Source organism: Bythopirellula goksoeyrii (genome assembly GCF_008065115.1).
Classification (GTDB): Bacteria; Planctomycetota; Planctomycetia; order Pirellulales; family Lacipirellulaceae; genus Bythopirellula; species Bythopirellula goksoeyrii.
Genome location: NZ_CP042913.1, coordinates 5926950 through 5940129 on the forward strand (window position 1 = coordinate 5926950; position 13180 = coordinate 5940129).

17 protein-coding genes are annotated in these 13180 nt (G+C 50.7%); 13 read left to right on the top strand and 4 right to left on the bottom strand.

The features are described from left to right. The first annotated feature begins 39 nt into the window (after positions 1–39). The 4 genes from Pr1d_RS23425 (at position 40) to Pr1d_RS26800 (ending at position 2090) form a co-directional block, all read left to right on the top strand. The gene (locus Pr1d_RS23425) at positions 40–804 is read left to right on the top strand and encodes an SDR family NAD(P)-dependent oxidoreductase (RefSeq protein ID WP_148075794.1); all 765 of its coding nucleotides are present in this window, start codon (positions 40–42) and stop codon (positions 802–804) included. A gap of 75 nt (positions 805–879) precedes the next feature. Further along, on the top strand, positions 880–1236 hold the full coding sequence (locus Pr1d_RS23430) for a hypothetical protein (RefSeq protein WP_148075795.1): 357 nt from the start codon (positions 880–882) through the stop codon (positions 1234–1236). A 257-nt stretch (positions 1237–1493) separates the two neighbouring features. After that, complete coding sequence (locus tag Pr1d_RS23435) at positions 1494–1865, top strand: hypothetical protein (protein WP_148075796.1); 372 nt, start codon at positions 1494–1496, stop codon at positions 1863–1865. 42 nt (positions 1866–1907) lie between these two features. Further along, on the top strand, positions 1908–2090 hold the full coding sequence (locus tag Pr1d_RS26800) for a Lacal_2735 family protein (RefSeq protein ID WP_210417813.1): 183 nt from the start codon (positions 1908–1910) through the stop codon (positions 2088–2090). A gap of 319 nt (positions 2091–2409) precedes the next feature. On the opposite strand, the gene Pr1d_RS23445 is transcribed toward Pr1d_RS26800, so the two are convergent. After that, positions 2410–3426: an NAD(P)/FAD-dependent oxidoreductase gene (locus Pr1d_RS23445; protein ID WP_148075797.1), complete on the bottom strand. Its 1017-nt coding sequence runs from the start codon at positions 3424–3426 to the stop codon at positions 2410–2412. A 9-nt stretch (positions 3427–3435) separates the two neighbouring features. Beyond that, positions 3436–3855: a ferritin-like domain-containing protein gene (locus Pr1d_RS23450; protein ID WP_148075798.1), complete on the bottom strand. Its 420-nt coding sequence runs from the start codon at positions 3853–3855 to the stop codon at positions 3436–3438. 452 nt (positions 3856–4307) lie between these two features. On the opposite strand from Pr1d_RS23450, the gene Pr1d_RS23455 reads away from it, so the two are divergent. Further along, positions 4308–4529 carry a carbon storage regulator gene (locus Pr1d_RS23455; protein WP_148075799.1) on the top strand — a complete coding sequence of 74 codons (222 nt, stop codon included), beginning with the start codon at positions 4308–4310 and terminating at the stop codon, positions 4527–4529. Positions 4530–5328: 799 nt separating this feature from the next. Then, complete coding sequence (locus Pr1d_RS23460; protein ID WP_168205451.1) at positions 5329–6177, top strand: PP2C family protein-serine/threonine phosphatase; 849 nt, start codon at positions 5329–5331, stop codon at positions 6175–6177. Positions 6178–6314: 137 nt separating this feature from the next. Here the strand turns inward: Pr1d_RS23460 and Pr1d_RS23465 are convergent, their stop codons facing one another. Beyond that, entirely contained in the window at positions 6315–6779 is a 465-nt protein-coding gene (locus Pr1d_RS23465) for a DUF1499 domain-containing protein (protein WP_210417815.1), read from the bottom strand. A 70-nt stretch (positions 6780–6849) separates the two neighbouring features. Here Pr1d_RS23465 and Pr1d_RS23470 point away from each other — a divergent pair, with 70 nt between their 5' ends. From Pr1d_RS23470 to Pr1d_RS23495, 6 genes are all read left to right on the top strand, one after another. Further along, positions 6850–7044: a hypothetical protein gene (locus tag Pr1d_RS23470; RefSeq protein ID WP_168205452.1), complete on the top strand. Its 195-nt coding sequence runs from the start codon at positions 6850–6852 to the stop codon at positions 7042–7044. A gap of 193 nt (positions 7045–7237) precedes the next feature. Continuing rightward, positions 7238–7930, top strand: coding sequence for a GTP cyclohydrolase I FolE (gene folE, locus Pr1d_RS23475; protein ID WP_148075802.1), 693 nt, complete (start codon positions 7238–7240; stop codon positions 7928–7930). 26 nt (positions 7931–7956) lie between these two features. Beyond that, positions 7957–8436 (top strand): 6-pyruvoyl trahydropterin synthase family protein, encoded by a 480-nt coding sequence (locus Pr1d_RS23480; protein WP_148075803.1) that lies wholly within the window; start codon positions 7957–7959, stop codon positions 8434–8436. Between the two features lie 39 nt (positions 8437–8475). Further along, positions 8476–9339 carry a PP2C family protein-serine/threonine phosphatase gene (locus Pr1d_RS23485; RefSeq protein WP_148075804.1) on the top strand — a complete coding sequence of 288 codons (864 nt, stop codon included), beginning with the start codon at positions 8476–8478 and terminating at the stop codon, positions 9337–9339. 15 nt (positions 9340–9354) lie between these two features. Next, positions 9355–10146: an Fpg/Nei family DNA glycosylase gene (locus tag Pr1d_RS23490; protein ID WP_148075805.1), complete on the top strand. Its 792-nt coding sequence runs from the start codon at positions 9355–9357 to the stop codon at positions 10144–10146. 596 nt (positions 10147–10742) lie between these two features. Beyond that, positions 10743–11696 carry a sigma-70 family RNA polymerase sigma factor gene (locus tag Pr1d_RS23495; protein ID WP_148075806.1) on the top strand — a complete coding sequence of 318 codons (954 nt, stop codon included), beginning with the start codon at positions 10743–10745 and terminating at the stop codon, positions 11694–11696. Positions 11697–12227: 531 nt separating this feature from the next. On the opposite strand, the gene Pr1d_RS23500 is transcribed toward Pr1d_RS23495, so the two are convergent. Next, a complete protein-coding gene (locus Pr1d_RS23500) occupies positions 12228–12590 on the bottom strand; it encodes a carbonic anhydrase (protein WP_148075807.1) in 363 nt (120 codons plus the stop codon). 307 nt (positions 12591–12897) lie between these two features. On the opposite strand from Pr1d_RS23500, the gene Pr1d_RS23505 reads away from it, so the two are divergent. Next, positions 12898–13152 (top strand): helix-turn-helix transcriptional regulator, encoded by a 255-nt coding sequence (locus tag Pr1d_RS23505; protein WP_210417816.1) that lies wholly within the window; start codon positions 12898–12900, stop codon positions 13150–13152. Positions 13153–13180: the final 28 nt, after the last annotated feature.

Consider the following 13180-nt stretch of genomic DNA (forward strand, 5'->3'; position numbering starts at 1 on the left):
GCCGCAGTGGCGGAACTTATTCCCTGCAAAGGCAAAGAGATGAGCAATCCGCAAAATCCAGTGGCACTAATCACTGGCAGTGGTCGCCCGAGGGTTGGTAATGTCATCGCGCGGCACCTTGCAGATCGTGGTTATAGCATAGCCTTGCACTACAATTCTTCGGAGGAAGATGCGATAAAGTCGCGTGATGAGATTCGCGTTATAGGCTGTGAATGTGAGGCGTTTCAAGCTGACGTCGCTTCCGAATCTGAAGTTGATGAGATGGCCGCCGGAGTGAAGCGGAAATTTGGTCGCTTGGACGTACTTGTGACAACTTCCTCCATTTGGGGTGAAACTACTTTCGACGACGTTACCAAAGAGCAACTTCACTTGAATTTCGACGTGAACACGTTAGGGACGTTTTTTGCGGCAAGAGCTGCGGGTCGAATTATGATCGAGCAACCAGAAGGCGGTGCGATCGTCACTGTTGGCGACTGGTCGATCGATCGTCCTTACTTAGACCATGTCGCGTATTTTATCTCGAAAGGCGCGCTGCCAACGCTAACGCGATTGCTCGCGAGAGAACTTGGCGAGCGCAACCCGAAGGTACGTGTCAACTGTATCCACCCAGGTCCTGTCATGTTCCCCGGTGATGCGTCAGAGGAAAGAAAAGCGAGGCTCATCGAAGCGACGATTGTTAAATCGGCCGATTGTCCGGAGATGGTTGCCCAGGCGGTCGAAGCTTTAGTGAACAATAAATTTCTCACGGGCGTGTGTCTGCCTGTGGACGGCGGCCGACACATGTATAGTCCAGGGGAGGTCTAGTGGGTAGATTAGTAGGAAATACGCCGTCTACAGCACAGACGCCAACCAATTCCATGCATCCCAGATAGTTATGCTATGAGCAAAGAAAAACCATTAGAAGATCCCATTAATCGTGTCGTGTCTGTTTTCGACGAACCGATGCAAGCCGAAGCAGCGGTGAAATTGCTGTTGGAAGACGGCTTTAGTAAGGAGCAGCTGAGGGTCTTTCACGGTCCCGAGGATGCAGCGAAAGTCGACACTTCGAAGAAATGGTTCGCCGACACCGACGTTGATATAAAACGGTACCGCCGCGAATTGGAGGTTGGAAACACCGTTATCTCTGTGCCGATCGAAGATGGCGAAAGTCGTAACAGGGTCCATGCCCTGCTGAAGAACGAAGGGGCGCGACTTACCACGCATTTTGGTGAATGGATTACTGAGGTCCTTCAATAAGGCCGATGGTTTGACAACGCGAATCTCTCGAGCAATCTCAAACAAGAATCGACATCGCTCACGCCCTAGGTGTCGTTGTATCGAGTATTAAGAACCATTAGCAGGAATCCTCGCTGGTCACCGCTCATCCTGGTAGCTCTATTGCCGCTGATCAAGAATACAATGACGTCGATTCCTTCGCAGTGCTTGAACCGCACTCCGACGGTTTCCGCAACTACTTTCGACCCGAACACAACCGGCCGGCGGAGGAGTCGCTGTTGAATCGCGCCCTCTTGCTGACATTGACAGCTCCGGAGATGACAGCGACAGCGATTGTTGGCGGCATGCGGCGATTGAATAACAACGTCGGGCAGCCCGGACTAGGCATTTTCACCAACAGGAGCGAGACGTTGACGAATGACTTGTTTGTGAACTTGCGCAATAATATCACGAAGTGGCAGAAGTCGGCCCAATGCGAACACTTTTTCGAGGGTAGCAATCGCACCAGTGAAGAAGTTAAGTGGACTGCGAACGCTGTCGACCTCGTCTTAGGTTCAAACTCACAGCTCCGAACCATTGCGGAAGTCATGCCTGTGACGACTCGCAGCAGTCGTTTGTGCATGACTTTATGGCTGCGTGGGATAAAGTGATGTGCCTTGATCGACTCGACCTACGATGGACCTGGGAGTAAAATGAGATGTTCGGACTATTCGCTAACAAGAAAAAAGAATCTCGAAAAGAAATATGCCCAGCTTCTTGAGGAGTCGCATCGTCTCAGTCACACTAATCGTAAGGCAAGCGATCTTAAAAGGGCTGAGGCGGAAGAGGTTTTGACGCAAATCAAGGCGATTGAGAAGGAATCTGCCGAGCCGTAGGCCCCGACCTGCAGCAGTTTTCCAACCGTGCCGATTTCGATGTCGAATAGATCAATAACGACCATCGGAGACCTTCACACCTGCAGCGATTGTGGCTAAACGTGGATTCCCGGTTCGTCGTAGACGTAGTGGCTCTTACGCGGCAACTAGGCAAGCCCAGCTTCGTGTACTCATTACGCCGAGTTGATTGCGTCCGTACTGAATTGCATCAGTTTCTTCCGTGTCGTAGTGCCGATCTTCAATGTCAGTCGAGGTGTGGGCACTCAATTAGTTAACTCTGATGGTAAGTTGCTCGACTAGTATCTACCCGTGTCCGACGTTACAAACCCAGCAAGCGGTCAGCCACGGCTGCACCACTCAAAAAGGCACCTTCTACTCTAGGTCCGCCACACCAGTCGCCGCAAGCTCCGACTTGTAGACCGGTATCAAACAAACATCGCGACTCCAGTGGCGAGGTCGGTAGAGCGAATCGCCAACGATGTGCTGTGATATACTTGATTGCCCGAGGCTGGGTACCAATGGATCGCCAGAATTCTTCCAACAGATCAGCCGCCACCTGTTCGGCTGATCGTTCCAAGTTGGTCTCTGACCACTCGGGACTAGCGTGCAATATCCATGTCTCTGGTTCGGGAGAGCGATTCGGTTTGCTGTTGTTCCGGGCAATCCAGGAAAGAGGCGACTGGTGTATAAATGCGGCATCGAACGGAAGAGCCAAGGATTCTTCCAAAGCGAGCATCACCGCCCAGCAACCACTCATCTCCACGCGATCCGCTTGTTCGGCCAGCTCGGGAACATCCCTGAGCAGCTGCGCCGTCTGAGGGGCTGGGGCAGAGATGATTACCATGTCGTAGGCGCCCAACTCGGTCCCATCCTCGCTGGCAAGCCACCACCGGCCAAGTAGACGACGTGGCGGCGCTACTTTAGTTTGATATTCGATTGATAAGTCGGTCGCCATGTGCTGACAGATGGAATTCATCCCCGGGACAGCGACAAAGCGAACAGTACTCTCATTTTGATCTATCGTAACACCCTTTTGAAGGACAATAATCCTCCCGAGCCAAGCAGCTACAACACCTTCATGTTGCAAAGCTTTCACGTAGCCGCGAAATAGAGCGTCACGAGCGGTGAAATATTGAGCGCCGTGGTCAAAGTGCAGCGCGTCGTCCGTCCGCCGCGTCGACATGCGACCGCCAACTCCACGGCTTTTTTCGAACACTTTGACCGACAAACCGTGATCTTGCAAAGTCCGGGCACAGATCAGACCAGAAATCCCAGCGCCAATCACCGCCAATGATGGCATCGATTCACGAGGCAGTCTGATTGGCAGTTTCGTCATATAGAGCAATCAAGCGAATTGTGATGAAGCAGACTCGTACTCTTTCAAGAATCCGCGGAAAAGAATAAGGTGCTCCTCTTCGTCTGCGAGCAATCGGGTGCACAGGTCTTGGCTAACATATTCCTCTCCGTCGGTCGCTCTGATGACTTTGTTGCAGTGTGCGCAAGCTTGCTCCTCGGCATCAATGACCGCTTTAATCGCACCGACCACATCGGTTGTTCCATCGATGGGCTGGATCTGATTGCTGAGCGTGAGGGCCGCAGCACCGTGGACAAGGCCACCGAGTTGCTTGATTCGCCGTCCCAGTTGCTGCGCATGCATGATTTCTTCCGTGATGTCAGCCGCTAACGATTTCTTAATCTCTTCTGCCCGCACACCGTCGAGATTGACGCTGTTGGCAAGATAGTTAAGCACCGTTTCGATCTCCATACTATAGGCTGAGAGAGCAGTGAAATCACCTGTTCTTTGTTTTCGGCCACGCTGAGATTCCTAATTTTCTAGATTAACAACCTCTCTAAGACTTTAGGAGCGTCGAACGAAATGACAACGCAATGAGATCTGTTTTCTTCAATTTTATCCGTGATGCACTATTGAGAATCATTTTTTTGGCGTAAAAGCGATCGAAAACAGTCACTAATGGGACTCAGGCGTACTCTGAGCGGGTGCTTTTCAGCGTATGGACAAGAATCGCTACCCTACCCAAGCAGTATTTCAAAGGCCCTAGCAGCTTCTCACGGAGGAAATTGCTGGCGGTGCCTGCATTCAACGGGCAAACATTTAAAAAAATACTGTATTGCTGCTTGGCAAGTCTGATCGTCCAACTAGTGTTCCATAGTCAGAAAAGGTTGACACTTTGCAATGCGTTCTTGAAAGGATGAGCGATGTTAGTTCTCGGCAGGAAAGAAGAGCAGACCATCCAGATTGGTAACGAAATCCGCGTTACGATCTTGCGGATCAAGGGAAACTCCGTCAGTGTTGGCATAGAAGCACCTGAGCAGGTGTTGATACTACGCGACGAGTTGGCACCCACTGCTCGAGCGTGGGAAGCTGAATCCGACTTGGGTTCTCAGCCACAGGCCATGGCACTTGCCATCTGCAAGTAACAGACGGCTCAAATCTGCAAGATCGTGTACCTTTGGTTCGTTTGCATATCGGCCCCGGACTATTATTTCAATGTCTAATACTCGATGCTGAGCGTAGTTGCAAATGGAAAGTGAACGGTCTGCATTATTAGCGTACTTGCGAAGCCTGGTTTAAGAATCTCTATCAAAACCGCGAGGGGATACTGAGGCGTATCGGCAACGATCTTGACACGCATGAGGCAAAGAAACATTTGCAACTTTGAAGAATGTTTTTCCTGCCCTGCGCAGAACTGTTTCGCTATCGGAGTGGGAACGAGTGGTTTGTGGCCCATTTCCTGTTTCAAAGTGTTCGGCCGACAACATCACGATGCCAGATGAACCATGAGTCACAAATCCACTTCCCAACAGCCAGAGTTTGATAGGGTCCTGGATACGACCTGGACCGAGACACCAGTAACCAAATTTTAAAATGATAGGGAAAACGATGAGAAGAATTAATATGGCAAAAATCGGTTTTGTTGTAGCCGCCGCTGCGTCGTTCCTCTTTTCTGTCTACCTCTGGTTTACAGGGAGTAGAGAAGAGGGCCTGTTCGTCGGAATATGGGTTCCTTCAATCCTCAGCTTTGGAGCCCTCATGTTGAGCGGAAAATCTCATGCATAACATTGGCATATTTGTGTTTGGCTTAGCGGTATTCGGAGCTACCATTGCTGCTGCTTTCTGTGCTTTAATTGCAACGGATTACCCTGAGGAATGACACTCACTGAGTTGCGATTTTGCTATTTACTTGCATACGATTCTTTGCGGAGACGGTATCAACCAATGGAAAAAACTGACCCAGAGCGCATGGAATGCATGGAGGTGTGGGGTGGCAATCAAGCTGTGCAGCGCACTTTTATAACTCCGGGGCTAAAGATCTATATCGATAGTCAGCCTTACGGTCAGGCACCTGGAGGCGGAGACGTCTATTACCTCTCCTCCTGTGCGTCTGGACGCATTACACGAATGTTGTTGGCGGATGTCAGTGGACATGGAGAGTTAGTATCGCAGACGGCGGTTGGATTGCGTGACTTGATGCGACGCAACGTCAATTACGTCAAGCAAACTCGCTTCGTGCGAGCGATGAATCGGCAGTTTGCTGATCTCGGTGAGCAAGGAGGGTTTGCCACAGCCCTAGTAAGTACTTTTTTTGCGACAACGATGACCTACTCTCTATGCAACGCTGGGCACCCTGTTCCGCTTGTTTTTCGTCGCGGAACGTCCCAATGGTCAGAGCTCAAGAATGAAGCTAGCTGTTCGAGGCCAATATCTGACACACCACTGGGAGTCGTTGATGAAGCGTCTTACGGCCAACTCGATGTGAGACTTGAAGCCGGTGATATGGTGCTCAGTTTCAGCGATGCCGTTACGGAGTCGGAAGACGGAGACGGTCGGCAACTAGGAGAAGCAGGTGTCCTGCGACTAGTACGTGAACTGGGAACGCAGGACTCCGAGGAAATCGTTCCCGCACTAGTCGAGCGAATCAGAGGATTGCGAGACAGCAACCTCCGCCAAGATGATGCGACATTTCTCCTAGGTCAAGCAACGGGCGGTGGACCGTCGATGAAGAACAACCTGTTAGCCCCGCTTCGCTTCCTGCGCCGGATTGCTGATCACACCAGAATAGCCTAAATTCTCCACATATTTTATTTGCTAGATCACATTGACCCTTGCCGACCTCACACTCAATCCTCGCAAACTTGAAGAACTACGACGCGCTGCATCGAAAATACGCTAAGTCCCACCATCAAGAAAAATCTTAGATTCAACTAATGCTGCTGAAATTGCTGTCGGATTTGTTCCATCCGCCTTCGATTGACCCCAAAATCAGAACGCCCCAATCGTGCAGCCGAGCGAAAGTGAATAAGGTTTTCCTTTGCGTCAATTGCCAGTTCGACGTCATCTACGAATCCAAGCAGCAGGCTGCTGAATTCGGCGTGGACGTAACCGGTTTGAGAAGAGACTATTCGGCTCCGCGGCATCGCTTGAATGATTGATTCCAGCTGGCGTTGGGTCTCCTTGGCCGAAAGAGTGTAAGGTATTGAATCGATAGAATGTTCGGAATCCTTGTCCTGGGAGGAAACACAGTTCGGGTAGTTGGGGCACTCTGCAAGGCGACCGTTGATCATCCCGAGCGTATGCAATGGATGCGTATAGGAGTTTGCCCATCGCATGCCGACCAAGATTACAAATAGCGATGCCGCCAGCCACAAAACCATAGTTTTCTTCGCCATCGACACTTTGCTTGCTTTCCATAGACGTGACCGAACTTATCACTTGCCTTTATCCTATCACATTAGAGGCTTGGCAAGCCTTGATGACGGACTGTTGTTGGCGGCTGGGTTCACGGATTGCGGCCGGCTTCCCACGTTCGCTCACTACTCTCCCGGAGTCGACGTCGAGACCTTTGGCCTCCAGAATTGCGAGGCAATCATGACAAACGCTGGAACTTCCGCGGGAGAAACAGTGACCGTTGATGATCGCTGGGGCTCAACATGACGAGCTCGCCATACTCAGCATTCCATGCCCGGTACCCGTCTTCGAAGCTTCTTCCACGAGAATCTACTCAGCAGATGTCAAGTTGGAGAGCCTTTTCGCTAGAAATTCAGAATTCTTAGTTGTCATCAACGACATACCGCCTACAGTCTCCATATCTGCTACCAATCTCTCACTGCTAGCGAGTCAAATCACCATGCATACTGTTTTGGAACTGTCTGCTTCCTCTCCGTGGCATCCACAAAGACATGCCAGTTTGCCCGTTCTGCAATCCGAAGAAGACAAGGTAAATCAGCAATCCCCAAGTGCCCAACCGGGCGAAGTCGATCTGGAGTCAATTCAAGCTGCCGTGCGGACTATCTTAAAGGCAGTTGGCGAAGATCCGGATCGTGACGGTTTGAAGGAAACCCCTCGTCGCGTTGCCAAGATGTATGCGGAAATGTTTGAGGGCTTGCACCTTGACCCGGCTCGCCATCTGCAAGTTTTGTTCGCAGAGGAATATGACGAACTCGTATTGGTTCGTGATATCCCATTCACTAGCATGTGTGAGCATCACCTGTTGCCATTTACGGGAGTAGCCCACGTCGGTTACATCCCTCAAGGTCACGTCACCGGATTGAGCAAGCTGGCCCGCGTGGTCGAAGAAATGGCTCGCCGTCCGCAAGTGCAGGAACGGATGACCCACAAGATTACCGAGTTGATCGAAGCCGAGCTGCAAACTACCGGCGTGGGTGTCGTTATGCAAGCGGAACACTCATGTATGTCCATTCGCGGCATTAAAAAGCACGGCAGCTCAACCATCACGAGCGCATTTCGAGGAACGCTCAAAACGAGCCTCTCAAGCCGCAATGAATTTTTGTCAATGATTGATACGCGATCCCGCGGTTAATTTCCCACTACCAAAAGCAGTCAACCATGATTATTCAAAAGCAGTACAAGTTTTACGCCGCTCATCGCAACGAAGAACTCGAAGATAAGTGCCGCAACCTCCACGGACATCGCTATGGAATCACCTGTTTTTTCGAAGTAGAACGTACAGGTTCGTTGTCAACCCTTTTCGGTGACTTCGATCGCAAGATCGAGCCGTTTCTTAAATCAGAATATGACCACGGCATGATGGTCAATATCAAGGATACGCTTTATGAGACGCTCATGAATCACGTGCTGCGAACGGGCGAGAAACTCAAACTGAAGCGGTTTTCTCAACCGACGACGGTCGAGAATTTGGCCCATCAACTTTTCACCGAAATTACCGACATGGGATTTCGCTTAAGTTGTTTAGAAGTACGCGAAACCGATACCTCTGTTGTAAGCTATACGCGAGAAGATTGGGTGACCGATAGTCGTTATTTTGCCAATTCCAAAACTGCCGATACTGAGTCGCTGTCTGAGTAACAGTTCTTTCTTAATTCTACTTTGAAATAGAGATCTGATATGACTTCTGTGACCTTAACTAACGAAAACGAATCAAGCCTAAAGTGCATGGAGGTTTGGGGCGGCAATGGCAGCCGAAAGAACCATTTCGTTCGACCTGGTTTGGATGTTTGGATTCATAGCCAGGCTGTCAGTTCATCCGCTGCTGGCGGTAGTGATCTCTATCTGCTGTCTTCATGCTCTTCAGGGCGTATCACGCGAATGATGGTGGCGGACGTCTGTAGCCAGGGCTCCCATTTCGCTGAATTAGCGGAGGAAATCCGGGAGTTGATGAAGCGAAACATCAACACCATTCGGCAGACGCGAGTCGTGCGTGAAATCAGTCGGCGATTAGTAGAGAGTTCCAGGCACGGTTGTATCGCAACAGCGCTGATCGGCACTTATTTTGCGCCAACTCGCAAACTTGTTTTATGCAATACCGGCAATCCCCCGCCACTTTTGTACCGCGCCGCGCATCAAGAGTGGTCAGTCTTGAAGCAAGTTCCGCAGAACACGACCGCAATCCACAAGTCGTTTATGGTCAGCGACTTTGAGGAATACCAATACTTTGAAACACAACTCGATTTTGGAGATATGCTTCTCAGCATTGGTAATGCACTAACCGAATGTCGTAGCAAAGACGGAAGAATCATCGGCATGCATGGTTTGGAGGAACGTGTTCGGCATCTCGATCCAAGGCGACCAGGAGAGCTGGTTGCCGCGTTAACGGAAGAACTCAAGCAAGAACATCGGGACAATCTCTCCATTGACGACGCGACGGTCTTACTCTGGCAGGTAACAAAAACTTCCGTTCCCTGGCGAGACAACTTGTTAGCACCTCTTCGTTATTTTCAAGGTGCGAATGACAACACCAACATCGAATAGAGAAAGGCCGCAAGGATGCCAGAAGGCCATACTGTGCATCGACTTGCACTCGACCACTCGAAACTGTTTGCAGGGCAGCGATTGAAGGTATCTTCTCCGCAAGGTCGCTTTGAGGAAGGTGCCCAACTTCTCGACGGCAAAACGCTCAAATCGGTCGAAGCGCACGGCAAGCATCTTTGTTATCACTGGTCCGGCGGAACACTATTGCACGTCCACTTGGGTCTCTATGGAAAGTTCCGTCTCCACAGCTTGCCAACCCCGGAACCTCGCGGGCAAGTGCGTCTGCGTGTGATCGGGAAAGAAAGAGCATTTGACCTCAATGGCCCTTTCACCTGCCAGACTATTACTAGACAGGAATGGATGGCAATTCAGGATCGCTTAGGGCCAGATCCCTTGCGAGCGGAAGGTGACCTAGAGCAAGTTTGGGTGAGAATTAGTCACAGCCGCGCGGCCATTGGTAGCTTGTTACTAAATCAGTCGGTCATCGCGGGAGTCGGGAACATTTACCGCAGCGAAGTCTTGCACTTGCTCGGCATTCATCCAGAAACACCTGGCCTGGAGTTGTCTCGTAAGCAAGTCGAATCGCTCTGGTCCAAGCTGACAACACTACTGAGAATCGGCGTAAAGTACAATCGCATCATCATCGCCGAGCCGAAAGATATCGGCAAACCGCGCAGCCGGATGAATCGCCAGGAAAGACTACTGGTTTACAAACGAGCAGCTTGCAGTCGCTGTGATGCCGAAATCGAGAGCTGGTTGCTGGGTGCCCGAAAAGTGTTTTCTTGTCCCAAATGCCAACTGCGCTAGACGGAATTGAGGGTGCAGGTTGGATCAACGATTTAACCTGCGGAACCGTCGACTCTGTTCAGCTAAAAAGCAGCGGCTTGGATTGCGCACAGCACTGCTTGAAGAGAATTACCGATTGTTTCTCCGATCAGTGGTTTTGAAATCTCACTTGAGATCTGCGCCGAAAGTGTTCCGAAGCGACTGAGCCCTTTTACGGATCACTTTTAGCTCAGCCCTTGGCTTTCGCTCAAGATTCTTGAGTTGCATCGACATGCGGTTGTTGCCTTGCAGTCGTTTCTTGTGCCGCGACAAAAAATCCCAGTAAACCGGGGTGAACCGGCAGGCGTTTTCATCCTTTTTTGGTGTAAGTGGTTCTCCCATTAACTGGGCAAAATGAACGTTAAGGATGAATTGTTTATCTAGAGGTGGCTTTGATCTTTAGTAAAATAAATCTGTTAAATACGTCCACTTTGAACAGGTATATTGCGTAACTTACTGTTCTAAAAGAGTTTGCGACGAATATCCAGTTTGCGAACAATTTATACATTGCCTCCGCAGAAGGGAATCGATATAACTTGAGAGAACGTTTTGAACGAATTTATTTTAGGAGTTGATTCATGGCCGCTCTGACCGTCATCACCAACCATAAGTCACCCATTCCTAGGCAGCAGGACCATCGCGAATCTGATCGGCTTCGCGCGATGAATCTTTTGCGGTTAGAAATCGATTTTATTCCCAACCGTGAATTTCGTGCTGAGGATACGTTTTGTGATGAACTAGTGACATCTACGCTGGATACTGATAGTGGCCCCAGTCAAGTAGGTGTCGACTTACCAGCCCACCTGAAGCGAATGTGTAACTGCGATTTGCTCACTCCTGATCAAGAGCGAGCCCTGTTTCGTGAGATGAATCTCTTGAAATATCGGGCCAACTTGATGCGCACCCGCATCGATCTGGACCAAATCGAAGCGACCGTTCTGGATACGCTCGAGTCGCTCTTAGCTCAGTCTCAGCAGATTCGCGATCACCTCATCAAGGCAAACATGCGTCTGGTGATGTCAATTGTGAAGAAATTCGTGACCCCACAACATTCATTCGACGATTTGCTGAGCGAGGGTGTTCTCACACTGATGAAGGCCGTGGAGAAGTTTGACTTCGACCGTGGATTTCGCTTCAGTACCTACGCGTATCGATCCATCATGCGACACGTCTATCGCACAGTGAGTCTCGCACAAGTGGAAGAAGCTACCTTCACGAGGGGTGCTGAAGAGTGGGCTTTCGAAGCTGGCAAGACACAATCAGGCTCTTCTATGAGTGAGCAAGTCTGGAGCAATCTCCGGGTCTTGATGACCACGCTGCTTGACCAACTCGACCGTCGCGAACGATTTATCATCCGCAGTCGGTATGCGCTAGGATCTCATCGCAAGGTACGAACGTTTCAATACTTGGCCGACAAGTTAGGCGTATCGAAGGAGCGAGTCAGGCAACTGGAAAGCAGAGCCGTCTCGAAATTACAGACGCTTGCTGCGGAGTCTGCAAATGACGATTTTTGGGCGGCTGCAATGGTCTAGGAAACTGCCTCGCGCTGACTTTAAAGATAATACTCATGGTTGAGTTTTTTGGATAGCATCTGAAACTTCCTGCGACCGCCGAAGAAGCACTCACTTGGCACAACTGTCCAGGTACTTTGGAACGGTTGACCCCACCTTGGGAGCCTCTCAAGATTGGGAATCGTCGTCATATGGTAGTTCTAAACCAGGGAGCAATTGAGAAGACACATCTAATCTACATTATCCAGTCGCCTTCCGCACCTGCGGTAGTGTCTGCCAGTCCAGCTACTGAATCCACAGACCATGGGTCGTTCTCAACAGAGGTGTTTGCGACCAACGAGAGTTTTCCGAATTGCTACGACGCAGCGGGAGCATCTGCCGCGGCGGCTAAGGGCTGCAGCCAACTCGCATCGGTGCCAAATCTTGGAGGCCACCTCTGTGAGTTTGGAGGAGGCGCAACTTGCTGGTGTTGGTCCATCTCTGAAAGAGGCTGAAGTGTGTTGCGGGATGAGGAAATCGCGTGCGGATAGATGGGGTAGACTACAAGGGGCCTCACCGCATTTCCTCGATTGGCACGAGATCGCCAAGGTGAGGGGTGTAAGCGAGTGTTCGGGCAGTCTGATCGTTGACGATCCACAAGTGCAGCTTCAAAAGCTTGGCATCAAGCCGGTCACGGATGAACGGGTGCATCTGCAAGTTTTCCAACTGGAATAGTGCGTGTTCGCCAACAAGTCCTTCGATGTGGTCATGACCGGTCAACTCGGGATACGTATCATCAACTGCTCCGAACACCGTTGCTCGAAACCGAGCTCGGAGTCCATCGGTGGTGGGGGGCAGGAGGACTGAAAAGTCATCGGCACAGGCTGGATAATGACCAATGTGCAATTTTCCTGGGCGGGGAGGAATAGGGCTCACCGGAGATTCCCGCAGAAATAAAGCAAGTTAGACTTGACTGCGGAAGCGCATTTCCCGTATTCTGCTTCCTCTGTTTTCTCCCGGCTAGCTGATCAATTAGTTCGGCGAATGCCTCAACCAAGGAAAACTCAGTAGCTCCAAATAGGTCGTGAGGCGCTAGCCTCGGGTGGAACCGGAGAACACCCGAGGCTAGCGTTTACGGCTCAGGGATAGTGAGACCGGCGCCACGGAATTTGGAACTACTGAAACTATTTTTATTGTATCGCTGATGAGTGCGGACGATCTTCAACACCGAGGTTGGACGTTTTTGTCCAATCACGCGCATGTGCTGTTATGCCTGACGCGTGATTCGACAATGCGAATACGCGACATCGCGTTGGAGGTCGGCATTACCGAGCGGGCAATTCGGAATATTATCTCCGATCTTGAAGAAACAGGTTACGTCGAACGTGTACGCATCGGCCGCCGCAATTCGTATCGAATTGACAAATCACTGCACCTGCGGCATCCCATCGAACAACGCAAAACAATCGCGGATCTGATCCGAGCCATTCACGACTAGACGGCACCCGAATGGCGTGTGCCGAATT

What these genes read in the sequence shown, in the direction of transcription:
- Pr1d_RS23425 (WP_148075794.1), top strand. Translation starts at nt 40, where the DNA reads ATGAGCAATCCGCAAAATCCAGTGGCACTAATCACTGGCAGTGGTCGC.
- Pr1d_RS23430 (WP_148075795.1), top strand. Translation starts at nt 880, where the DNA reads ATGAGCAAAGAAAAACCATTAGAAGATCCCATTAATCGTGTCGTGTCT.
- Pr1d_RS26800 (WP_210417813.1), top strand. Translation starts at nt 1,908, where the DNA reads ATGAGATGTTCGGACTATTCGCTAACAAGAAAAAAGAATCTCGAAAAG.
- Pr1d_RS23445 (WP_148075797.1), bottom strand. Translation starts at nt 3,426, where the DNA reads ATGACGAAACTGCCAATCAGACTGCCTCGTGAATCGATGCCATCATTG.
- Pr1d_RS23450 (WP_148075798.1), bottom strand. Translation starts at nt 3,855, where the DNA reads ATGGAGATCGAAACGGTGCTTAACTATCTTGCCAACAGCGTCAATCTC.
- Pr1d_RS23455 (WP_148075799.1), top strand. Translation starts at nt 4,308, where the DNA reads ATGTTAGTTCTCGGCAGGAAAGAAGAGCAGACCATCCAGATTGGTAAC.
- Pr1d_RS23460 (WP_168205451.1), top strand. Translation starts at nt 5,329, where the DNA reads ATGGAAAAAACTGACCCAGAGCGCATGGAATGCATGGAGGTGTGGGGT.
- Pr1d_RS23465 (WP_210417815.1), bottom strand. Translation starts at nt 6,779, where the DNA reads ATGGCGAAGAAAACTATGGTTTTGTGGCTGGCGGCATCGCTATTTGTA.
- folE (WP_148075802.1), top strand. Translation starts at nt 7,238, where the DNA reads ATGCATACTGTTTTGGAACTGTCTGCTTCCTCTCCGTGGCATCCACAA.
- Pr1d_RS23480 (WP_148075803.1), top strand. Translation starts at nt 7,957, where the DNA reads ATGATTATTCAAAAGCAGTACAAGTTTTACGCCGCTCATCGCAACGAA.
- Pr1d_RS23485 (WP_148075804.1), top strand. Translation starts at nt 8,476, where the DNA reads ATGACTTCTGTGACCTTAACTAACGAAAACGAATCAAGCCTAAAGTGC.
- Pr1d_RS23490 (WP_148075805.1), top strand. Translation starts at nt 9,355, where the DNA reads ATGCCAGAAGGCCATACTGTGCATCGACTTGCACTCGACCACTCGAAA.
- Pr1d_RS23495 (WP_148075806.1), top strand. Translation starts at nt 10,743, where the DNA reads ATGGCCGCTCTGACCGTCATCACCAACCATAAGTCACCCATTCCTAGG.